Origin of the sequence: Paraburkholderia sp. UCT70 (assembly GCF_050434085.1) — a bacterium.
Classification (GTDB): domain Bacteria; phylum Pseudomonadota; class Gammaproteobacteria; order Burkholderiales; family Burkholderiaceae; genus Paraburkholderia; species Paraburkholderia tuberum.
Map to the genome: position 1 here is coordinate 3,429,043 of NZ_JBNPVZ010000004.1, position 22,389 is coordinate 3,451,431.

The following is a 22,389-nucleotide window of genomic DNA, read 5'->3' on the forward strand; positions in this document are numbered from 1 at the left end:
ATGCAGCTGCGACACCTAGCCATTCCACACTTTCGCAATTTGCGCGAGGTGGCGATCGACTTCGCGACGGAGCTCTCACCCATACCGGGCGCAGGCACCGATGCGACGCAAAAGGTCATCCGGAGCCATGCCTTGATCGGTCAGAACGGTACCGGCAAGTCCAACCTAATCGAGGCACTGGTCATTATCTTTCGCGACATGGATCTCAATCAAGATGCTGCGTTTGACTACACGCTGGAGTACGAGATTCGTGGTCATATTGTACGAATCCAGGCCGACACCACAAAGCAAAAGCGGCCCTATGTCTGGGTGGATGGTGATCGTGTTACACAGGACTATTTGAACAAGAACGATCCGCCTGCGAAGACTCCACGTGATGAGAGACGCGGCCCGCGATTGTTGCCAACGCATGTCTTCGCCTACTACTCGGGCCGCAACGAGCGCATCGAAGCCTTGTTTCAGGAGCATCAGCGGCGCTTCAACCAGCGCCAGGAAATCACCACGGACGAGGTACTGCCCGAGCAGCTGCTTGCTAACTTCACTGCAAGCGATGCGGACATCCGGGCAGTGGACGAAGCCAAACGTCGCCGAGAGGCACGGCTGAAACAGGCCGGCGACGACCGTCTGCGCCGACTGTTCTATTGTCGCGGCGGCCACAGTCAGTTGGTGCTGCTGGCGTGCCTGCTGTCGGATGACCCGGTGTTCCAGAAGGTGCTGAGCAACCTGCACATCGAGTCGCTGGAGTCTGCGCTCTTCGTGCTCAAAGAGCCGCATCGATTGCGCACCAAGCGCCGTGAAGGGAAGTTCGACGAGAACGAGTTGAACGAAGGTGATCCGCGCTTCTGGTACGCACGGGGCAACGTCGTGAGCGAGTTCCTCGACAAGCTATGGCAGGTGGCCTGGGCGCCCATTGAGCAGGAAACCTTCAAACAACTCGATTTCCGCGGTCGCACCGAGAAGCAGAAGCAGCTCTATTTGTTTGTGCCGAGCCAGACCAACCTGAAAAAATTGGGCGATCTGGTGGCCGGCACGGACAGTTTTTTTCGCTATGCCGAAGGTGCCTACATCGGCGACCTGATCGACGAGGTACGCATCACGGTCAAAAAGCTTGACGAGCATGGCGGCAAAGTGAGTTTCACCCAGCTCTCCGAAGGCGAGATGCAGATGCTTACTGTGCTCGGCCTGATGCGTATCACGCGGGAAGACCATTGCCTGTTCCTGCTCGATGAGCCGGACACCCACCTGAACCCGCTGTGGAAGCTGCGTCTGTTCGATGACATCAAGGATGCGATGGCGAACGAGGCTGGCTTAGGCGCGTCGGGAGAGTCGCAGGTGTTGCTAACCACACACGACCCGATCCTGCTCGGAAGCCTGCAACGCGAGCAGGTACACATTCTGCGCCGAGGCTCCGACAGAACTGTGGTGGACGTCCCGGATGAGAATCCTCGGGGCATGGGTGTAGCTGGGCTGCTCAAGAGCGAATTATTTGGTTTGAGTTCGACGTTGGATCGGCGCACTATCGAAGATTTGGATCGACGAAACGAGTTGCTCGCTAAAGAGGCAAAGAACGAGCTTGTTCCAAATGAGAGAACTGAGTTGGAGCGCCTGAAAGCCTATCTGACGGATCTCGGTTTTTCGCGTGAGTACCGGGATCCGCTTTTTCAATTGTTTATCCAGAAAATGTATGAGGCGCGCAGTCTTCCAATGGCGCAGTTGCTGACACCGGAGCAGCAGGCTCATCAAGACCAGTTAGCTCAGCAGATCGCTAAAGCCATGGTTGCGGATAAGCGCTTGAGTGAAATGGAGTCGCTTGCAAAAGCTTTGAGACCGACAAAGGAGGGTGAAGCGTGAGGCCGGTTCGCATTCCTCCGGGGAGTTCACCGCCGCAAGACTGGCTAGACGAAGCCGAGACGCTAACTGAGCAGCTCAGGAATGCGCCCGATGATAAAGCGCGCATTGCTTTGGCATTCGCACATAGAAAGCTTTGGCGTGATCCAAGACTTTTGAATTGGCTGACAGACATCCACCACCGCAAGTGCTGGTACAGCGAAGCGAAAGAATCTGTGTCGTCGTACCACGTGGATCATTTTCGACCCAAAGGGCGTGCGGCACAGCTGGACGGAACTCAAAGATCGGGCTACTGGTGGCTGACTTTCGACTGGAAAAATTATCGCCTTGCGGGACAGCTTCTTAACGTCAAGAAGCGGGATCTCTTCCCCGTGCAGATACCAGGTGTCGCCCGGCCAACCGTCTTGCCGACTCTTTTGGCAGAAGGGTCTCTGCTAATTGATCCGCTTGCAAATGAGGCGTGGTTTGTTTCCTTTGAGCGTTTCGACGATGGCGAGTGCATAGCAACGCCTAGCCCCGGCTTGTCACAGCAGAACGAGGATCGAGTAGAGCTCACTATTGATGTGTTGGGCCTAAATCGCTTGCGTTTGCTCAACAAGAATCGGGCCGAGACTTGGGACAAATGTCTTGAGCGTATCAAGGAGTTCGAAGATGCAGACTCGCACGCGCTACTACAGACACAAGAGGCACTACGTCTAGTGGCCGCACGAGCCCTTGCGCAACTGTGTTCAGAGGATCAGGAGTTCTCCTCCGCTGCAAAGGCGTGTGTCGAGAAACAGGCGCCAAAGGCGTTGTGCCTGTTGGTAAGTGATCTCCTTGCACATCCAGAACTGCTCAAGTTTGCTGCCTGAACTATGCTTACGTCACGTTGTTTCGATTGGGTCGACCACCGGCATCGGTGCAAATCAGCCCGCTATCGCCGATTCGAGCGACGCATGTCGCGTGGTAGCCGTTTGCCCTCTTGCGATCGGCGCTAAAGCGGGCGCGAATATCATTTGTGCCGCTCGGTGATCCGGGCGTTTCGGTTGTTTAAAGTCTCAACCCGGCCTGTTTTTGCTGCCTTCCTTTGCGCTAGGCCAGCTCCCCGCCGAACGGCTTATCTACGTGGAACACGCGACAAGAGAGCGAGGTGCATCATGCTATTGGCCACCGTCCGGTCGGATAAGCCTTCGAACCGGACTGCGCTTCCCGTATCTTCCGGTCCGACTTCCTCACCTGTTTTTGCAACTCCTCGATCTTAGCGAGATAGGGCCATAGCTCATCCATGATACGGTCCTCGCGTTTCTGTAGTTGCTTGGTCGCGAACGCGTATTCCCGCTCGTACCTCTGCCAGGCGACCCGCGTATCGGACCATGCATGATTAAGAGGCTCGCTTTCTTTTCGCAGCTTGCGCAATTCGCGTATAACGGTCTTCAGTTGTGCCTCGTCAGCCAATTCGGCGGCCAGTTCGGAATTCATCATGGACCTTTTGCGCGCGCGGCTCAGTAAAGGGGAATCGAACCCCTGACCTCGGTGTTGCGAACGCCGCTCTTTCCCATCCGAAATCTGCCGTCCATCAAGGGACACTCAGGCTCTGCTCAGACCCAGCCGCGATTGGCGTATCTCGCAAAAGCCATCATGAAGTAATTGATCGCGTCACAGAACACTGTCATGGCTAAACATGAATCCGCTCCACCTCGTCCAGGCTGATGTCGTCACGTCGCCGGTCGTAGAGTTGCGTGGTCCTCGTCGACGCGTGATTGGCCATCGCCGCTGCATTCTCCAGCGTGCCGCCGTTGCTCAGATAGGCGGTGATGCCGGTTGCGCGGAACGTGTGGTTGCCGATCGCCGTGCCGATACCGGCTGCGAGCGCGCGCCGGCGCACCATCGCATACGCGTTCGCCTGTGGCAGCGGCGTCTCGCTCAACTGGCCGGTGCCGCGCGCGATCGTGCGGAACAGCGGCCCCTTCGGATCACCGGCGATGCCGGTGCCGCTCAGGTGCTCCAGATACGCGTGCAGGTATGCCTCGAGCGTGTGGTGACACGGCATCGCGTGCCGCTTGCCGCCCTTTTCGAGCAGGCGGACCCACAGCCGCCGCTGCTGCACATAGACGTCGTCCACCCGCATCGCGAGCGCCGCCCCCACCCGTGCGAACGAAAACACCATCAGCGCGATCAGCGCGCGGTCCCGCAGCCCGATTGGCGTCGTCACATCGATGCTGTCCAGCAGCTGCCGCGCCTCGGCCGCATCGAGCACCGGCGTTTTGCCCTTTTTCGTGGAGTGCGCAGGACCCCGCACCGACGCGGCCGGGTTGTGCGGGACGATCTGGCCGGTGACGAGCCAGTCGAACAGGTGGCGGATTGCCGCGAGGCGCTGCCTGGCAGTCGGTGCCGACGACACCTGTGTCTGCCGCTCGATCCACGCGGCGACATGCAGTGGCTGCACCTCGGTAATGGACGCTACACCGGCGCCGGTGCACCACGTGAGGAAATCCCCCGCGGCACGCGCATACGCGCGCCGCGTATGCGGGTTGCGGATCGCCGACGCGAAGAATTCGAGGAAGCGGATACCCGCGCCCGTTCACCGGCGGCGATGACCAGCGCTGGCGTGGGAAGGTCGCTGACCGCAACAGGCAGGCTCATGGCCGCATCACCTTGTTCCAGTCGACTTTGTGGCCTGCTGCCTCCAGCTCCTGTCCCAGCGCCTGCTTCCAGCCGTTACCAGAGTCCATGGCAACCCAGACCACGCCGGCAAAGTCGCTCGGAATATCGACCTCGCCGCGCTTGAGCGCACACACGTTGTCCCGCCCCAGATGGCCCATGAAATAGCCGAGCTCAAGCAGCACGTTCTGCCGCGCACGCGGTTCCGGCTGTCCGCCCTTCACGCAGCCCTCGTCATCGGGCGTGAGCAGCACGACCGCAAAGCCGACATCGTGATAGGCCTCGATCTTCTCAATGACCGTACGGTTCCGGTTCGCCTGCTCGTGCAGGATGACCGGCTCGAAGCTGATCTTCTCCAGAAAGCGGGCGACTGTCTCGCGCGCGCCCTCGTCGTGGCCGTGGACCACGAACACGCGCCGGGAAAGTGGGGGCGCCTCCGGAACGATCGGCTCAAGCGTGGACGAAGACGCAGTCTCCTGCTGCGCGTCCGCCAGATCTTCCCTCAATACACGTTGCGCCTCCTCCAGCAGCCCGATTGATGCAGCGATCTCCTGTCGGACCTTGTCGCCGCCCGGACTTATGCTACTTGAGTGCGGGTATTTGCTGCGGAAGCTGGATTCGCCCAATGACGCTGCATCTTCGAAGCGCCTGTAAGCCCAAGTGTTTTCACCAAAACATCGGATCAAGGTCTCTTCGATGGCAGCAGACAGGGCCTGCAGCTCCCGTGAGTCCCATTGCGTATCAATGTCGACCGCACGCAAGTCGGCGATACGTTCATCGAGCCGCGCGAGGCCGCGCTCGATGGCGGCCGGCGAACGCTGTGCCATGGGCAGTCTCCCATCTATGTCTGATAAAGGACATTATCATATACAGAACGCGGCATGTGACACCATCAATCTGACTGGCTTCGCCGCCGGATCGCGTCTATAACAACGACAGAAACTGGTGGTGAATATGCCGGCCGACACGACTCCGCTTCCCACGCCGTCCCCCCATCCGGCATCCGCGCCCGGCACAAGCCTGTCTTTGCTGTCGTTTCTCAAACCATTTCACCGTCCATCGCCCGCCATTCCACCGACCGTCCCGCTGGTCGTTCGGGTCGGCTTCGCCGGTTCCCGAACCATGTTTGACCTGTCGCAGCATCCAGATCTCGATGCCGGTGACCTCATGGCGCAAGTATCCGACGCCCTGATGGACCGCCTCCGCGAGCTGCGTGCCGCGCTGGGTCTGTCGCCGCATCACTTCCTGTGTGGTGTCTCGCAGATCGCCGTCGGTGCTGACACGCTGTTCACGCGCGCCTGCCAGACACTTGGCATCGCGCAACGGGTGCTGCTGCCCCAGGAGCGCGAGGACTATCTCGCCGCGGTCGGCACGGAGGGACCCGATTTCACCCCCGAGGAGGAGCAGGTGGCGCGCGGGTTGCTGGGCAGTCCGCACATCATCGAAGAGTGCGTCGTGAGCCATGCGAGGGATCGCAGCGCCCGCTTCGAGGAGACCAACACTGCCATCCTTGAAGACAGCGATATCGTCATTTGTCTCGTGCGGGAAGCCGCCGGCAGCAGGCGTGGCGGCACGGAAGATCTGATCAGTCAGGCGGAGGCGCTCGGCAAACCAGTGACAAGGATCACTGTCGCGATCAAAGAGGGCAAGGTCCAGCTCTCGCCGCTGAAGCCGCTGAAGGAGTGGCTAAACGGCAGTGACTTCGCGTTGCCTTCGGCTCCTCGCGAACTGTCAGGTCTGGTCATCGCCGCGCCTGGCCCCGCTAACGCGTGGCCCACGGCGGAATCCTTCATCGCACAGATCAAGGGACGCGCGAGCGAGCTATCGAAAAAGCATAGCGGCTGGTTCAAGCGTTCCGCGATTATCATCATCAGTTTTCATCTAGGCGCGACGGTGGTGGCGATCTTGGCGGGCAAGCTCCACGAAACAATTGTCCCGATCTTCCTCAGCTCCGAGTTCCTGTTGCTGGTCGCTGGCCTGGCCGCTCACTTCCGGCTGCATCGTGGTGCGCATGCGCGCGTCTGGGCCGTCAACCGGCTTGTCGCCGAAACCATGCGCTCACTAGCCGAGGTCGAAAGACTCCGTGGAGACGTCACGTACCCGCTCGAGCTCCCCGTGCCGGATGGTCTCGTGCCGCTCCTGCGCACCAGCGCCGTGCTGCACCTGCGCAGGGACCGGTCGGGAGAGGATTCCACGTGGACAGCAAGGCGCGACGCTTACATTGAGCGCCGCCTCACCGGTCTCAAGGGGGGCCAACTGGCTTACTACGAGACCCAGACCCGCAAGGCCGAATTGAGCCTGAAGGTCGCGACGTGGCTGTTCCGGGTCTTCTCCTCCCTGGCGATCGTCGCGGCGGTGGCCGAGTTGCTGCTGCAATTCAACCGGCTACCTGCTGCCCTAGTGGAGCCAACCGATAACTGGGGAAATACGCTCGCCGTCTTCATGCCGGTAGCGGCTGTCGGCTTCCTGTCGTGGGCAGCTGCTAGCGATCTGGAGGCGCGCGCGCAGACTTTCGCGGAGATGCATGCCTTCCTGGAGAGGCAGCTCAGGCGGTTAAATGCTGCGGGCTCCGAGCGCGGGTTCAGCCGGCTCGTTCGGGAAACCGAGTCGCGCCTGCTGGGCGAGAACCTCAACTGGTTCTGGCGCCGCTCGTTCACCAGCGTGACTTGAGAAGGAGATCCTGCCATGAGCGCACCGGGCGACCAGACGCGCTACGAACTCTTCATCTCATACGCACGCAAGGACAACATCGCCGAGCCTGGCGGACAGACCACCGGTTGGGTGACGGCGATTCGCGACCACATCGCCACAGACCACCGGCGCTTTTCCACCGAGCCGCTGCGGATCTCCTTCGACACGACGGCGATTGCCGACAAGAGCGACTGGCGGCACCGCATCCTCGGCGTACTTCGCTCGTCGAAGACTCTGCTGGTCTGGCTGTCGCCCGGCTACTTCGCGAGCGACTACTGCCGGTTAGAGTGGGACGAACACATGGTGCGCCTCGCGCACGCGCTGCCGGGCAGCGATGAAAGCATCAACGCCGCCTGGTGGGCGCGTCACGGAAATGACAGACAGCGCTCGGTAAACGCCTCATGCAGGAACGGTCACATTGCTCATCGTCAACCACCGGTAGACACTTTGCCGCGGCACACCGTTGAGCTTGTTCCATCTCAAACGGGCGTCGCATGAAGCCGCCGCACATCGAGCGAGTCTTTCTGTCGTGCGCCAGCACGGAGTTCGCACCCGAGCGACGGCGACTGGCTAATCATCTGCGCGCGTTGATCGCACCACGTTTCGAGGTCGCTGTGCAGGAGGATTTCAAGCAGGGCGGCAATACGCTGCTCGAGCGGATCGCGGAATATATCCGCGGCTGCGACCTGATGATCCATATTGTGGGTGATGTCTGCGGTCTGCGGCCCACGTCGGCCCAAGTTGCAGCGCTGTACCAGCGACTCGGCGAGCCGTTGCCGGTGCCGGTGCCCGTGCCGGACTTTTCATATACCCAGTGGGAATACCATCTGGCGCGCAAGTTCGACAAACGCGTACTGGTGTACCTGGCGGAACCCCAAGCGCCGCGGCGGGGGCCAAATGGCGCACCGCCGACGCAAAGCAGCGAAGACGCCTGCCGCCAGGAGGCCCACGTGCGAGGCATTCGGGAGAGCGGCGAGCACCGGGAGCCGTTCGCCAGCGCCAACGAACTTTTGAAACGGGTACTGTACGACATCAGCCCCGATGGCGTCCCGCCGCACAAGGCGAGCAACATCGACGTCAAGTCGCTGGGTCCGCTGTTCAAGGGACGAGACGACTTCCTCGCACAGATTCGCGCCGCACTTGGCGAAATGCAGCACACCGGTGTAGTGCGCGCCGCCGTCATCACCGCCACCGCCACCACCGTGTACGGCCTGGGCGGGATCGGCAAAACGCGCGCGGCGATCGAGTACGCACACCGCCACGCCGATGACTACACCGCGCTGCTGATGGTGCGCGCCGATTCGCCCGAAAAATTGGACGACAACCTTGCGGAACTTTGCGGGCCAATGGTGCTTGACCTGCCGGAGCATCAGAACCCCGATGCCGAAGTTCGGATAGCGGCCGCCCAGGGATGGCTGCGCCAACATCCGGGCTGGTTCCTGATCCTCGACAACGTCGACACCGAGGACGCCGCGGCAGCAGTCGAGAGTCTGCTGGGCCGGCTGGAGGACGCAGGGCAGGTGCTGATCACCTCGCGCATCAGGAACTGGTCGGCCGCTGTGTCGACGCTGCAGCTCGACGTGCTGCCCCTGGACGACAGCGTCGCATTTCTGCTCGAGCGAACCGAGGGTCTGCGACTCAAGCGGCCCGACGATGCCGCGCAGGCGCGTGCCGTGGCGGAGGCGCTGGGCCAGCTGGCGCTGGCACTGGAACAGGCAGGAGCGCACATCGGACAAGAGCACCTGAGCTTCGAGAAATATCTTGCGCAATGGACAAGCAATCGCGACAAGGTGATGCGGTGGTTCGACCCGCGGTTGATGCAATACCCGGTCAGTGTGGCAGTGACATGGCTGACGACGTTCGAACAGTTGGGCGCTTCAGCGCATAAGCTGTTGCGAACTTTGGCGTGGTTCGCTCCGGATCCGGTTCCCGGCTCCGTATTCGACGATTCCGGAACGCTGGCTGAACTTGCCGCCTATTCGTTGTTGACATCGAACGACGAGGGCGGCTTCAGCGTGCATCGGCTGGTCCAGGAGGTCACGCGCGCCCAGATGGACGCTGACCAGCGGCGCGACGCACTGGCGGACGCAGTGGTTCGGTTGGATCAGGCGTTTAAGGGCGACGCGGACGATCCGTCGGCCTGGCCGCTCTTGGAATCACTGGCTTCGCATGGGCAGACCTTGGCCCTGGCCAATGTAGTCGTGCGTACCGAATCAACGGAGCCGGACAACAATGTGCTTTCGAGCGGTCCGGACATCGACGGAAGGCAGGCCGCTCTAGGACTTCGATTGGGAAACTTCTTTTTCGCGACAGGCCGGTTCATGCAAGCCTGTAGCTTGCAGTCGCGCTCAGTCGCGTTTTACCGCCAAGCGTTAGGCGAAGAGAATCCCGACACGCTCACGGCGATGGACGATCTGGCCGCGACGCTGTACGAGCAGGGCGATCTGTCCGGCGCGCGCGGACTGCAGGAGAAGGTACTCGAGGCACGGCGGCGGGTGTTGGGCGAGGAGCATCCCGACACGCTCGGGTCAATGGGCAATCTGGCCTTGACGTTGCAGGCACAGGGCGATCTGTCCGGCGCGCGCGGATTGCAGGAGAAGATGCTCGACGTATGGCGGCGGGTGTCAGGCGAGGAGCATCCCGACACGCTCACCGCAATGAACAATTTGGCCGGAACGCTGCTAGGGCAGGGCGATCTGTCCGGCGCGCGCGGACTGCAGCAGAAGGTGCTCCAGGTACGGCGGCGGGTGTCAGGCGAGGAGCATCCCGACACCCTCACGGCGATGGACAATCTGGCCTTGACGCTGTACGCCCAGGGCGATCTGTCCGCCGCGCGCGGACTGCAGCAGAAGGAGGTCGAGGTACGGCGGCGGGTGCTGGGCGAGGAGCATCCCGACACGCTCACGACGCTGAACAATCTGGCCTTGACGCTATACGCGCAGGGCAATCTGTTCGGCGCGTGTGGGCTGCTGCAGAAGGTGCTCGAGGCACGGCGGCGGGTGTCAGGCGAGGAGCATCCCGACACGCTTGCGGCGATGGGCAATCTGGCCTTGACGCTGTACGCCCAGGGCGATCTGTCCGGCGCGCGCGGGCTGCAGCAGAAGGTGCTCGAGGCACGGCGGCGGGTGTCAGGCGAGGAGCATCCCCACACGCTTACGGCGATGGGCAATCTGGCCTTGACGCTGTACGCCCAGGGCGATCTGTCCGGCGCGCGCGGGCTGCAGCAGAAGGTGCTCGAGGCACGGCAGCGGGTGTCAGGCGAGGAGCATCCCGACACGCTCGGGTCGATGGGCAATCTGGCCCACACGCTGTACGCCCAGGGCGATCTGTCCGGCGCGCGCGGGCTGCAGCAGAAGGTGCTCGAGGCACGGCGGCGGGTGTCAGGCGAGGAGCATCCCGACACGCTTACGGCGATGGGCAATCTGGCCTTGACGCTGTGCGCCCAGGGCGATCTGTTCGGCGCGCGCGGGCTGCAGCAGAAGGTGCTCGAGGCACGGCGGCGGGTGTCAGGCGAGGAGCATCCCGACACGCTTGCGGCGATGGGCAATCTGGCCCAGACGCTGTACGCCCAGGGCGATCTGTCCGGCGCGCGCGGGCTGCAGCAGAAGGTGCTCGAGGCACGGCGGCGGCTGTCAGGCGAGGAGCATCCCCACACGCTTACGGCGATGGGCAATCTGGCCTTGACGCTGTACGCCCAGGGCGATCTGTCCGGCGCGCGCGGGCTGCAGCAGAAGGTGCTCGAGGCACGGCGGCGGGTGTCAGGCGAGGAGCATCCCGACACGCTTACGGCGATGGGCAATCTGGCCCACACGCTGTACGCCCAGGGCGATCTGTCCGGCGCGCGCGGGCTGCAGGAGAAGGAGCTCGAGGCACGGCAGCGGGTGTCAGGCGAGGAGCATCCCGACACGCTCGGGTCGATGGGCAATCTGGCCCACACGCTGTACGCCCAGGGCGATCTGTCCGGCGCGCGCGGGCTGCAGCAGAAGGTGCTCGAGGCACGGCGGCGGCTGTCAGGCGAGGAGCATCCCCACACGCTTACGGCGATGGGTAATCTGGCCTTGACGCTGTACGCCCAGGGCGATCTGTCCGGCGCGCGCGGGCTGCAGGAGAAGGAGCTCGAGGTACGACGGCGGGTGTTGGGCGAGCGGCACCCGATCACTAGTCTTTCGGCGTGGAACCTCGGCCGGACGCTACGAGCCCTGCGCGAAGAATATGCCTGGGTGAGCCTGCGTACCGATTGCCTCGACTGGCTGCTCTCGGCCTCTTCGGCAACACTGTCGGCGGATCAGATCAAGATTCGCGGCTTGCTGGCCGAACAATTCCATGTGCCTGGCCAGCGGCCCAGTCGCAACGCTCCGTGCCCCTGCGGTTCCGGTCTGCGCTATAAGCATTGTTGCGGTAGGCTGGCGGGCTGAGCGCGCGGCGGACTTCAGTCTTTGCGGCGCTTCTGCTTTGGAGGTCCTCCCGGTGCGTTGGGTCTCACTTGAGCGTCACTCCGCTGAGGTGGGGCTTCAGAGCCGGTACGCCAGCACACGCGGTCAACTGCGTGCTTCCTGTACATGGGTCATCAAATTCCAGCGCCCTCAGCCAGATAGCAGTTGTCCACATCTGTGTTGAACGGCCTGTGGATAACGCCTTTGATTGATACAAGCTCCTGACGCGCCACGGTCAGCGCGCTACCTCTGCCCACGATTGACATAACACCTGTTCTAAGTCGACACCTCGACACTATCACTCCGCTCACGTGTCTCCACGTCTCGACGCATAGCCGCGCTTGAAGCGGCTTTGGAATGGGTGGCGACACCGCCACGTCCTGACCTTTATCCGACCGCGGATGAAACAACGGCGCCGAGCATTTGGGCAATGGCATACCATATGCGCCGCCTCGCTCCGCGATCGAGATCGAGATCGATGGGAGGATTGGCGGGGAGCGTTACTTGCGGGGTGCCGGGCCGCGCGCATTGTCGGTATTCGGGTTTCGACGCGCAGCTCTCATTGTCGTCAGGAGAGGCGACTGCATGCCGACGCGAGGGTTACGACTGGTCGCTTGTGGATTCGAAGAACAGTTTGGGATACGCTTTCTCCAGCGGGGGCTGCGGCCCTGTCGCCATAGCAGGCGGCGTAAATGTCGACTCAGTCGAAAGGGTCGGGGGTTTGATTGCACGTTTGAGCGAGTTCGCGCCAAGCCCTCCCGTGGGGGCATATTCGGAATCGTGGCAAGCATTTGCGTCCCACCTAGCGGCCTTCAGCAAGATTGTTCCATCCTCCTCCTCAAAACGAAATCCGGCCTCCCGCCGGTTTTTGTCTTTCTACATCGACAAACGCGCATCGTCATTGCCCCTCGATGAACGAGTCGACCGCGTGCCGTGCCTTCGGGAGCAGCAGGCGCGACGCGCAGGCGAAAAAGCTCCGGTTAGAACTTATCCCACCCCTCTGCGATCAAGTCGGTCGCGCAAGTGACGGGCGTGCATGACCTCGTTCATCGTCCTCCCCGCTTCGCCAGCGAGCGCCGAGCCGTCGCGGATCCGCTCGACCGACGTCGCGATCGGGTCCTTGATCTCCTTGACCGCGCTCGACGAGCGTTGCGCGAGGCTGCGCACCTCGCTCGCGACCACCGCGAAGTTGCGTCCCCGCTCGCGGGCGCGCGCCGTTTCGACGGCCGCGTTCAGCGCGAGAATGTTGGTCTGAAACGCAACGCCTCGACGATCGCCGTGATGTCCGCGATCTTCGTCGAGCTGTCGATGATGTGCCGCGTCGTGTTGACGACCTATGGCCGGCCACCGCGCTGCCCTTCTGCGCAACGGACAACGCAATGACCGAAAAATTAGAAGCTTGCACGGTTTTGCGCGTATTTAACATGCGTGATGAATGCATCGCCTTTCGTTTGAATTTCGGTCTCTTTTCCATTTGGCAGCAATTCTCCATGCCAGCACAGCGGTGCTTTACCGGAGGACAATGTTTTATTCATCCACCCGCAGCGGTCACGGTTGAGGTAGGCTTAGCCAAACCCATCATGTCCCCGTTTGCGCCCTGATGGACTGTCTGCCCTCGGGAGCACCTCAATAGCTCGTCTCCACGTATGCCAACTCCGGACCCCGGCAACCGCGATCTCCGCGCCGCATTGAGCGACCTCGATGGCGCCCGCAACTGGATGGCATCCATCTGCGGCCCCCACGGGCTCCAGGTCAGTCATCCAGAGCGCTTGCGCTTCCACCAGTCCGGCACCGTACTTCGTTCGATGGCGACGACGATAGGCTACGTCGAATACGGCACCGACGTGACGGTCGAGGTGAGCGAGAGCAGTCCGCTGAACTGCTACAGCGTGAGCCTGCCGATGGTCGGTCAACAGGAGCTCGCAGTACACGGCAAGAGGTGGTTGTCAGATCAGGATTGCGGTCTGATCGTCAGTCCGCAGGAATCGCAGGATCTCGCGATCACCGGCAATTGCCGCAAGCTGCACGTCGCGATTCCGCGCTCCGCGCTTCAGCAGGTGCTGCAGACGATGCTGCAACGCCCCGTCGAAGCGCCGCTCGTGTTCCAGCCCGACATGGATGCGGCCGCCGGCGATCAGGCATCGTGGTGGCGCATGGTCAAGTTCCTGGCCGGCGAGATGGAGCGCTCGGGACCGTCGCTGGGGCAGCTTTTCATGTCCAGCGAATTCGAACTGACGTTGCTGAAGGGGCTGCTGCTGTCGCAGCCGCATAACTATTCGGAACAGCTGGCCAACGCGACCGCACCGATGCCACCGCATTATCTGACCCGCGCGCGTCAGTTCATTCACGACAACGCGCGCGAGCCGATCACGCTCGAAGACATCGAGCGCGCGTCGGGTGTGTCGCGCTTCAAGCTGTTCGACGGCTTCCGTCAATATTTTGGCTGTGCGCCGATCGCGTATCTGAAACGCTACCGGCTCGAATCGGCGCGGCGCGATATTCTCGACGACCGCTCGGTGCGCAATATTTCGTCGGTGGCGCTGGGCTGGGGGATGTCCCATCTCGGCCGTTTCTCGACCGAGTACAAGGCGTTGTTCGGCGAGTCGCCATCCGATACGCTGAAGCGCGCGGCGCGGCGTTAGAACGTCCTATCGCGCGTTGCTTTCGCCGAACTTCTCGTAAAACAGCCGGTAATCCTGAATACCCTGTTCGGTGAGCCAGGTCTTGATCGCTTCGACCATCGGCGGCGGTCCGCACACGTACATGTCGAAGCCATTCGATTCGAGAAACGAGCGGTCGAAATGCTCGGGAATCAGCCCGGTCTTGCCCGACCATCCCGGCGCCGGATTCATCACGACGGTCTCGACCGCGAATCCTTCGATGCTCGCCTTGTAGCCGTTGATGCGCTCGGTCTCGCACAGATCGGCTGCATTCGTGACGCCGTAGTACAGATGCACCGGATGCGCGACATTGCGTTTCGCCGAGATGTCGTCGAGCATGCTGAGGAAGGCGGAGAGTCCTGTGCCGCCCGCCACCATCACGAGCGGACGCTCGACCTGGCGCAGATAGAACGCGCCGAGCGGCGCCTCGAACTCGACCGTATCACCGGCCTTGCAACGTTCGCGCAGATAGTTGCTCATCATGCCGTCGGGCAGCAGACGGATCAGGAATTGCAACTCGTTGCGCGCGTTCGGATGATTCGCGAACGAGTACGAACGCCATTCTTCGGTGCCGGGCACCTTCACGCGCGCATACTGGCCCGGCAGAAAATCGAGCTGACGCTCATGCGCGCTCGCATCGACTCGCAGAATCGCGGTCGTCGCCGACACCAGCTCGACGCCGACCACGCTCGCGGACACGGTGGTCGTGCCGGCGCCTTCGCACAGCGTCGAGTCGAAGTCGAAATAGAACGACGCATCCGACTTCACGCGCGTCTGGCACGAGAGGATCTTGCGCTGCGCGAGGTCCTCTTCGCTGAGCGTTTCCTCGTCGACGTAATCGAGCGTGTAGTCGCCCGATTCACAGCGCCCCTGGCAGGTGCCGCACACGCCTTCGCGGCAGTCGAGCGGAATGTTCACGCCGTTCTTCAGCGCCGCGTCGAGCAGCAGCTCGTTCGGGCTCACATCGAAGAACGCGGTTTTGCCATCGGCAAAGCTCAACGCGACCTTATGTTTCATCGTCGTGCTCCCGGCTCACAGATGGTAGAAATCCAGCACCGCGTTGATGTGGTCGTTCAGCAGCAGCACGTGCTTGCGCTTGATCTTCCAGCTATCGCCCGACGCTTGCAGGTCGTACACCGCGCGGCCGTAGAAGTAGTCGGTCGAGCCGTGACGCGTGTACAGCGTCGACCAGTTCACGTTCGCTTCGACGCTCGAATCTTCCCGCTCGCTCAGGCGCACGTTGCTGATCTGATGCATCGTGCGCGGCAGCGGTGTCGACGCGGCCGACTTGCCGGTGCGCAGCCGGAACACGCGGTCTTCGAGACCGGCGCGATCCGAGTAGTAAATCAGCGACATGCCCTGCTTCGGATCGGTCGTGTACACGTGCTCCGAATCCCACTGCGGCACATGGAACACGCTCTGCGGATCGAACAGGTCGACATATTCGTCCCATTGCTGTTTGTCGCACAGATCGGCCTTCAGATACAGAAACTGCTCGACGGAGTGTTGGAGTTGGCTCATGCCTGCTCTCCCTGCGATTCGATGGATTTGTCGAGACCCTTGAGGATCGTGTCGCGCCAGGTGCCGTGCTGGTTCACGTAAAGCCCTTCGTGGGTCAGCTCGGTGCCGGTCAGATTCGGCTCGATGCCGAGCAGCGTGGTGTTCGCGGTCGCGCCGCTGGCCCACTTGTGATGCCCGCGCGAGATGTCGCTCCAGCGTTCGAGGCGCGCCTGGAAGCCGCGCTGCTGCTCGCGGAACTCGACGAGATCGTCGGGCGTGCCCATGCCGGACACGTTGAAGAAGTCTTCGAACTGACGGATGCGGTTCTCGCGATCCTTCGCCGACTCGCCCTTCACGCCGATGCACTGGCTGATGACCTCTGTCTTGTTCCACGCGACCGGCCGCACGATGCGCAGCTGCGAACTGATCTGGTCCATGAAGAACAGGCTCGGGTAGACATTCAGATTGCGCAGCCGGTGCATCATCCATTCGGCCTTGTCCTGGCCATAGGCTTCGACGAGCCGCGGCATCACGCTCTCGTAGCCGGGACGCACTTGCGGATTCGGCATGTCGCTGAACAGCACGCTATGGCCATTCCTGAACGCGAACCAGCCGTCGTCGGTTTCGCTGTCGCCGGCGCCGAGCTTGCTGTAGTCGAGCGTGCCGCCGGGGTTATCCCCTTTCTTCGCATTCGACTCGATGCGGTGCTGCACTGTCGCCACGTAGTTGTAGTGCACGGTGCTCACGTGATAGCCGTCGAGACCGTTCTCGTTCTGCAGCTTCCAGTTGCCGTCGAACGTGTAGGTCGACTTGCCGGGCAGCACTTCGAGCTCGCCGGTCGGCGACTGCGCGACCATCATGTCGAAGAAGATGCGCGCGTCGCCGAGATAGTCTTCGAGCGTGTCGATGCCGTCGACGTCGAGGCTCACGAACACGAAGCCCTTGTAGCTCGCGATGCGCGCTTTCTTCAGGCCGCGCACCGATTTGTCGAAGTCGTCGCAGTATTCGCCCGGCGCCTTCACCTTCACGAGCCGGCCGTCGTTCTTGTAGCACCATGCATGGAACGGGCACGTGAAGGTCGACTGGTTGCCCTTGGTCATACGCGTGAGCGTCGCGCCGCGGTGCTGGCACGCGTTGATCATCGCGTTCAGGTTGCCGGCGCCGTCGCGCGAGATGATCAGCGGCTGACGGCCCGCGCGCATCGTCAGGAAATCGTTCTTGTTGGGGATCTCGCTTTCGTGGCACGCATAGATCCAGGCCTTCTCGAAGATGTGCTCCATCTCGAGCGAGAACAACTCGGGCTCCGTGAACATTTCGCGGGCAATCCGGTACACGCCTTCCGCAGGGCGAAAGTCCAGACAGCCGCTGACGAATTCGCGCCATTCCGAGGCGCTGCGCTTCTCGCTCATGATGTGTTTCTCTCCTTGTGTCCAATCGTTTGAACGTGACAGGCTCGATTGAATACCCGAGTGGCGAGGCCAACTATCCAGCCAATTCGCATTTGCTATCCGAATAATTGGACGGCGCCTGGATAATCTGGCGATCGGGCGCAACCCCCGCCGGACGGAACTTCTGGCGTGCCGTTCTGGCGCATGCGGGCAAAAACTTGGCTACGCAAACGTTTGCCTGTACGCCATGTCTGCTACGCTTACGTTTTCGTAGGTCGCGGTTTTGACGGTGATTGCCGAGACGCGGCCGCTTCTTCACGCGCGACGTTCAGCGCATGTCAGAACCAAAAACGCATGGTGACGCGCCGACCGAACAACGTGATTGCGATCAGTGTCTTGCTGGCTGGCGCGATCCTCGCGATCGCCGTGTCGCTGCTCGCACAGATGCGCGAAGATGCGTTGCGGCGCGCGCAGGACTCCATCGCCAACATATCCCTGCTGGTCCAGCGCGACGTGTCGCGCAATCTCGAGATCTACGACCTGTCGCTGCGCGCGGCGATCGACGGACTGAAGCAGCCGGGCGTGCTCGATCTGCCGCCGGAGATCCGCCAGATGGTGCTGTTCGACGGCTCGATCAGCGCAAAGGACATGGGCTCGGTATTCGTGCTCGGCGAGACCGGCAACGTGCGCTTCGATTCACGCGCGTGGCCGCCGCGCGCAAGTAACCATGCGGACCGCGATTACTTCAAGGCGCAGCGCGCTTCGCCCGACGTCGGCCTGTACATCAGCCATCCGTTCAGCCCGAGCGGCACCGACGATGACCTGCGCATCGCGCTGAGCCGGCGCATCTCGAGGCCGGACGGCAGCTTCGGCGGCGTGGTGGTCGGCACGCTGCGCCTCACGTATTTCCATCGGCTGTTCGACGGCATGAAGCTCGGGCCGAGCGGCTCGATGGCATTGATGCTCAGCGACGGCACGATGTTGATGCGCCGTCCGTACGATTCGAAAACGATCGGCATCAACCTGACCGGCACGGCCAACTTCTCGCGCTTCATCAAGCGGCCGAGCGGCGACTTCTTCGGCACGGCGGCGATCGATCGCGTCGAGCGCTGGTATGCGTTCCGCCATATCGACGGCTTTCCGCTGATCCTCGACGTCGCGCTCTCGACGCGCGACATCTACGTCGAGTGGCAGCGGCGCGCATGGATCATCGGCACGCTGATCGGCGCGCTCGACGTGACGATCATCGCGCTCGCGATCCTGTTCTCACGCCAGTTGCGTCTGCGCCGCGCGGCCGAGGAAGAGTTGCGCGAACTGGCGCGCACGGACGGGCTGACCGGCCTGAACAACCGCCGCGCCTTCGAGGAGCACGTGAACGACGAATGGCGACGCGCGCAGCGCACCGGCCGGCCGCTGTCGCTGCTACTGATCGATGTCGACAACTTCAAGGGCTTCAACGACCTTTACGGCCATTCGGCCGGCGACGAAGCGCTGATCGGCGTCGCGCGCTGTATCGCGCAGAACGCGCGACGTCCGGGCGATACGGCCGCGCGCTTCGGCGGCGAGGAGTTCGCGGTGCTGCTGCCGGACACCGACGCGACGGGCGCGCAGCGGATCGCCGAGCAGATCCGCGCGGCGGTGCAGGCGCTGCAATGCCGCCATGTGGCCAGCACGCATCACGTGCTGACGGTGAGCGCAGGCGCTGCGACGACGCAGGGCGCGGCGCTCGCGACGAGCCGCGCGCTCGTCGACGCCGCCGACGAAGCGCTGTATCGCGCGAAGGATGCCGGCCGCAATCGGGTGATGCTGTACGGCGCGCCGACGGACCACTCCTCGCGGGACGGCGCCGCGGTGACGCCGGACACCGACCCGCGCCGCGCGAATTGACGCGCTTCCAGGGCTCGTTTCCCGAGCCACTTGTCGGCCCGCTTGCCAGCCCTTATTGCTCTCCGTAAACTCGCGCGTAACTTTTGCCGGACCCACGCCGCAGCGCGTGATCGGCACACACCACGCCGACCCTGAGGAGAATCCCCGCGATGGCCGCATCCTATTTCCCCCGCTGGCGCCGCCAGCCTGCCGGCGCCGAAGGCGGCATCGTCGGCATCGACGAACGGCTCGGGTGGCCGCAGATGTTCGCGATGGGCGTCCAGCACGTCGTCGCGATGTTCGGCTCGACCGTGCTTGCGCCGCTTCTGATGGGCTTCGATCCGAACCTGGCCATCTTCATGTCGGGGATCGGCACGCTGCTGTTCTTCGTGCTCGTCGGCGGGCGCGTGCCGAGCTATCTCGGTTCGAGCTTTGCGTTCATCGGCCTCGTGATCGCGGTGACCGGCTACGGCGGACACGGCGCGAACCCGAATATTGCGGTCGCGTTGGGCGGCATCATCGCGTGCGGCGTCGCGTACGGGGTGATCGGCCTGATCGTGGCGGCGGTCGGCACGGGCTGGATCGAAACGCTGATGCCCCCGGTCGTGACCGGCGCGATCGTCTGCGTGATCGGTCTGAACCTCGCGCCGATCGCCGTGCATGGCGTGAGCGGCAGCAATTTCGAATCGTGGATGGCGCTCGTCACGGTGCTGTGCGTCGGCGCGGTCGCGGTGTTCACGCGCGGCATGCTCCAGCGTCTGCTGATCCTGGTCGGCTTGCTGCTCGCCTACGTCATTTACGCGATCGTCACGAACGGCCTCGGCATGGGCAAGCCGATCGATTTCTCGATCGTCGCGAACGCCGCGTGGTTCGGCATGCCGCACTTCATGTCACCGGTGTTCGACCCGCACGCGATGACGCTGCTCGCGCCGATCGCGGTGATCCTCGTCGCCGAAAACCTCGGCCACATCAAGGCCGTCAGCGCGATGACGGGCCAGAACCTCGACCGCTATATCGGCCGCGCGTTTCTCGGCGATGCGCTCGCGACGATCGTGTCCGGCTTCGCGGGCGGTACCGGCGTGACCACGTACGCGGAGAACATCGGCGTGATGGCGGTCACGAAGATCTACTCGACACTGGTGTTCGTGATCGCCGCGTTGATCGCACTCGTGCTCGGCTTCTCGCCGAAGTTCGGCGCGGTGATCCAGACGATTCCGGGACCGGTGCTGGGCGGTGTGTCGATCGTCGTATTCGGGCTGATCGCGGTGACGGGCGCGCGCATCTGGGTCGTCAACAAGGTCGACTTCTCCGATAACCGCAATCTGATCGTCGCGGCCGTCACGCTCGTGCTCGGCGCCGGCGACTTCTCGCTGAAGCTCGGCAGCTTCGGGCTCGGCGGCATCGGCACCGCGACGTTCGGCGCGATCATCCTGTACGCGCTGCTGAGAAGAAAGCCGACGCAAGGGCCAGTGGCCTGAGCGTCTTTTATCGGCACTGGCATTTCAAGCGCCGGTGCCGATGCCGATGCGGCAGCCAACGCCTACCTTTTGCGCGCGGTCAGCGCCGTCTCCGACAGATCCACCTCGCGCATCAGCTTGTTCAGCGTCTCGTCGTTGATGCGCTGGGTGTCGCGCAGGTCGAGCAGCGTCTTGCGCTCGGCGCGCATCGCCGCGAGCTTCATGCGGAATTCGAGGGCATCGGCACGGCGCGCGAGTTCGCGTGGCGCCTGTTCGTCGTCGAGCGTCGCGAGGCGGCGGCGGTACAGGTCCATCACCCGCGCGGTTACATCGGTTGCATACGCCTGAGCCGATTCCTCGAGGTCCGCGCATTCCGTGTCGTGCAGATGATCGACCGCGCGAATCGCCGACTGCGCGGCGAGCGTACGCGCGAGTGCTTCCTCGGCGGCATGCGGGTCCTTGCCGCGCCGCCAGCCGCGCAGCAGCAGCGGCAACGCGGCCACCGCCACCAGCAGCGACAGCAGGATCACCCCCGACGCGATGAAGATCGCGAGATCGCGTCCCGGCAGCGGCGTGCCGTTCGGCAGCACCTCCGGCAGCGACAGCACGCCCGCGAGCGTCACCGCGCCGCGCACGCCGGCCACCGTCGTCACCGACGCCATGCGCAACCCGGGCACTGCGTTCGCGACGCCGTGCTTCGTCGCGCCGCGGCTCGCGAACCAGCGCAGCAGCCACACCCACGCGAAGCGCATCGCGTACAGCGCGAGCGCCACCGCAACGATATAGCCGATCAGCAGCGCGACCTGCGCGTCGTTGGTTTCGTGCGCGTCGAACAGCGCGCGGCCGAGGATGTGCGGAAACTGCAGGCCGAGCATGATGAACACCATGCCGTTGAATACGAACTCGATCATCGTCCACGTGTTCGAGGCCCGCACGCGCGAGGCGACCTGCCATTTTTCCGTGATGCTCGCGAAGTTCATCGTCATGCCGGCGGAGACCGCGGCGAGAATGCCTGACAGCTCGAAGCGCTCGGCGGTCAGATAGGCGGCGAACGGGATCAGCAGGGTCATCACGACGCCCGGCGCGGGATCGCCTTCTTCGGTGAGATTCAGGAAGCGCGCGGACACGAAGCTGAACACCGCGCTCACCGCCGCGCCGACCGCGAGGCCGCCCACCGCGATGATCACGAAGCTCACCGACGCTTCACGCAGCGAGAACGCGCCGGTCAGCGCGGCGGCGATCGCGAACTTCAGCGCGACGAGGCCTGACGCGTCGTTCATCAGCGCCTCGCCTTCGAGGATATGCATCAGCTGCACCGGAATCTTGCCCTTACCGGCGATGCCGGACAGCGCGACCGCGTCGGTCGGCGACAACACGGCGGCGAGCGCGAATGCGACCGGCAGCGAGATCTGCGGCACCAGCACGTGCACGAAGTGACCGACCACCAGCACCGTCATGAACACGAGGCCTAGCGCGAGCATCAGGATCGCGCGGCGCGCCATGAAGAACTCGCGCTTCGGGATGCGCCAGCCGTCCGCGAACAGCAGCGGCGGAATGAACAGCAGCATGAAGATTTCCGGATCGAACGCGAAGTGCAATTCGAGGCGCGGCCACGCGAGCATCGCGCCGATCGCGATCTGCACGAGCGGCAGCGGCAGCTTGAACGGCAGCGCGCGGGTCAGCATGCCGGACGCGGCGACGGCGAGTAGCAGGATCAGGACGGTAAAGACAATTTCCATCGTGTGTTTCGGGGGATGAAGGGGTTGTCCCGGGAGAGCGCGCGATGCGCAGGGTCGAGTGTAGCCCGGCGGCGCGCGCAGTTGCCGCGAGCTTCGCCGCGACGCGGCATGCGAATCGGTGCACCGAAACGGTGCGCACGACGCCCACGGGCGGCGCACGAGCGCTG

15 protein-coding genes, 1 tRNA gene and 2 pseudogenes are annotated in these 22,389 nt (G+C 63.1%); 9 read left to right on the forward strand and 9 right to left on the reverse strand.

Going from position 1 to position 22,389, the window contains the following annotated elements; genetic code table 11:
• Both OKW41_RS41565 and OKW41_RS41570 read left to right on the forward strand, forming a co-directional pair.
• Positions 1-1,851 (forward strand): AAA family ATPase, encoded by a 1,851-nt coding sequence (locus tag OKW41_RS41565; protein WP_429576028.1) that lies wholly within the window; start codon positions 1-3, stop codon positions 1,849-1,851.
• Positions 1,848-2,699 (forward strand): hypothetical protein, encoded by an 852-nt coding sequence (locus tag OKW41_RS41570; RefSeq protein ID WP_429576029.1) that lies wholly within the window; start codon positions 1,848-1,850, stop codon positions 2,697-2,699. The genes OKW41_RS41565 and OKW41_RS41570 overlap by 4 nt, the downstream gene beginning before the upstream one ends.
• A gap of 283 nt (positions 2,700-2,982) precedes the next feature.
• Here the strand turns inward: OKW41_RS41570 and OKW41_RS41575 are convergent, their stop codons facing one another.
• The 4 genes and pseudogenes from OKW41_RS41575 to OKW41_RS41590 form a co-directional block, all read right to left on the reverse strand.
• The gene (locus OKW41_RS41575; protein WP_429576030.1) at positions 2,983-3,309 is read right to left on the reverse strand and encodes a hypothetical protein; all 327 of its coding nucleotides are present in this window, start codon (positions 3,307-3,309) and stop codon (positions 2,983-2,985) included.
• A gap of 14 nt (positions 3,310-3,323) precedes the next feature.
• A tRNA-Ala gene (locus OKW41_RS41580) sits at positions 3,324-3,439 on the reverse strand.
• Between the two features lie 63 nt (positions 3,440-3,502).
• Positions 3,503-4,470, reverse strand: a pseudogene (locus OKW41_RS41585) (tyrosine-type recombinase/integrase).
• Positions 4,467-5,315 (reverse strand): TIR domain-containing protein, encoded by an 849-nt coding sequence (locus OKW41_RS41590; RefSeq protein ID WP_429576031.1) that lies wholly within the window; start codon positions 5,313-5,315, stop codon positions 4,467-4,469. Before OKW41_RS41590 ends, OKW41_RS41585 begins: the two are co-directional and overlap by 4 nt.
• A gap of 127 nt (positions 5,316-5,442) precedes the next feature.
• Between OKW41_RS41590 and OKW41_RS41595 the strand changes: the two genes are divergently transcribed.
• From OKW41_RS41595 to OKW41_RS41605, 3 genes are read left to right on the forward strand one after another with little or no spacing between them, the layout of a single operon-like run.
• Positions 5,443-7,158 (forward strand): hypothetical protein, encoded by a 1,716-nt coding sequence (locus OKW41_RS41595; protein ID WP_429576032.1) that lies wholly within the window; start codon positions 5,443-5,445, stop codon positions 7,156-7,158.
• A gap of 15 nt (positions 7,159-7,173) precedes the next feature.
• The gene (locus OKW41_RS41600) at positions 7,174-7,677 is read left to right on the forward strand and encodes a hypothetical protein (RefSeq protein WP_429576033.1); all 504 of its coding nucleotides are present in this window, start codon (positions 7,174-7,176) and stop codon (positions 7,675-7,677) included.
• A complete protein-coding gene (locus tag OKW41_RS41605; RefSeq protein ID WP_429576034.1) occupies positions 7,674-11,594 on the forward strand; it encodes a tetratricopeptide repeat protein in 3,921 nt (1,306 codons plus the stop codon). Before OKW41_RS41600 ends, OKW41_RS41605 begins: the two co-directional genes overlap by 4 nt.
• 1,047 nt (positions 11,595-12,641) lie before the next feature.
• On the opposite strand, the pseudogene OKW41_RS41610 reads toward OKW41_RS41605, so the two are convergent.
• A pseudogene (locus tag OKW41_RS41610) lies at positions 12,642-12,990 on the reverse strand (methyl-accepting chemotaxis protein); the annotation flags it as partial.
• Between the two features lies 1 nt (position 12,991).
• On the opposite strand from OKW41_RS41610, the gene OKW41_RS41615 reads away from it, so the two are divergent.
• Both OKW41_RS41615 and OKW41_RS41620 read left to right on the forward strand, forming a co-directional pair.
• The gene (locus OKW41_RS41615; protein WP_429576571.1) at positions 12,992-13,213 is read left to right on the forward strand and encodes a hypothetical protein; all 222 of its coding nucleotides are present in this window, start codon (positions 12,992-12,994) and stop codon (positions 13,211-13,213) included.
• Positions 13,214-13,258: 45 nt separating this feature from the next.
• Positions 13,259-14,254: an AraC family transcriptional regulator gene (locus OKW41_RS41620; protein WP_429576035.1), complete on the forward strand. Its 996-nt coding sequence runs from the start codon at positions 13,259-13,261 to the stop codon at positions 14,252-14,254.
• A gap of 6 nt (positions 14,255-14,260) precedes the next feature.
• Here the strand turns inward: OKW41_RS41620 and antC are convergent, their stop codons facing one another.
• From antC to antA, 3 genes are read right to left on the reverse strand one after another with little or no spacing between them, the layout of a single operon-like run.
• Entirely contained in the window at positions 14,261-15,289 is a 1,029-nt protein-coding gene (antC, locus tag OKW41_RS41625; RefSeq protein WP_429576036.1) for an anthranilate 1,2-dioxygenase electron transfer component AntC, read from the reverse strand.
• Positions 15,290-15,304: 15 nt separating this feature from the next.
• Positions 15,305-15,793 carry an anthranilate 1,2-dioxygenase small subunit gene (antB, locus tag OKW41_RS41630; RefSeq protein ID WP_090802720.1) on the reverse strand — a complete coding sequence of 163 codons (489 nt, stop codon included), beginning with the start codon at positions 15,791-15,793 and terminating at the stop codon, positions 15,305-15,307.
• Entirely contained in the window at positions 15,790-17,181 is a 1,392-nt protein-coding gene (gene antA, locus OKW41_RS41635; RefSeq protein ID WP_184026238.1) for an anthranilate 1,2-dioxygenase large subunit, read from the reverse strand. The genes antB and antA overlap by 4 nt, the downstream gene beginning before the upstream one ends.
• 333 nt (positions 17,182-17,514) lie before the next feature.
• Between antA and OKW41_RS41640 the strand changes: the two genes are divergently transcribed.
• Together OKW41_RS41640 and OKW41_RS41645 are read left to right on the forward strand one after the other, a co-directional pair.
• Positions 17,515-19,047: a sensor domain-containing diguanylate cyclase gene (locus OKW41_RS41640; RefSeq protein WP_429576037.1), complete on the forward strand. Its 1,533-nt coding sequence runs from the start codon at positions 17,515-17,517 to the stop codon at positions 19,045-19,047.
• Positions 19,048-19,196: 149 nt separating this feature from the next.
• Positions 19,197-20,504 carry a solute carrier family 23 protein gene (locus tag OKW41_RS41645; RefSeq protein WP_184051238.1) on the forward strand — a complete coding sequence of 436 codons (1,308 nt, stop codon included), beginning with the start codon at positions 19,197-19,199 and terminating at the stop codon, positions 20,502-20,504.
• 62 nt (positions 20,505-20,566) lie between these two features.
• Here OKW41_RS41645 and OKW41_RS41650 read toward each other — a convergent pair whose 3' ends face one another.
• On the reverse strand, positions 20,567-22,222 hold the full coding sequence (locus OKW41_RS41650; RefSeq protein ID WP_429576038.1) for a Na+/H+ antiporter: 1,656 nt from the start codon (positions 22,220-22,222) through the stop codon (positions 20,567-20,569).
• Between the last annotated feature and the right edge of the window lie 167 nt (positions 22,223-22,389).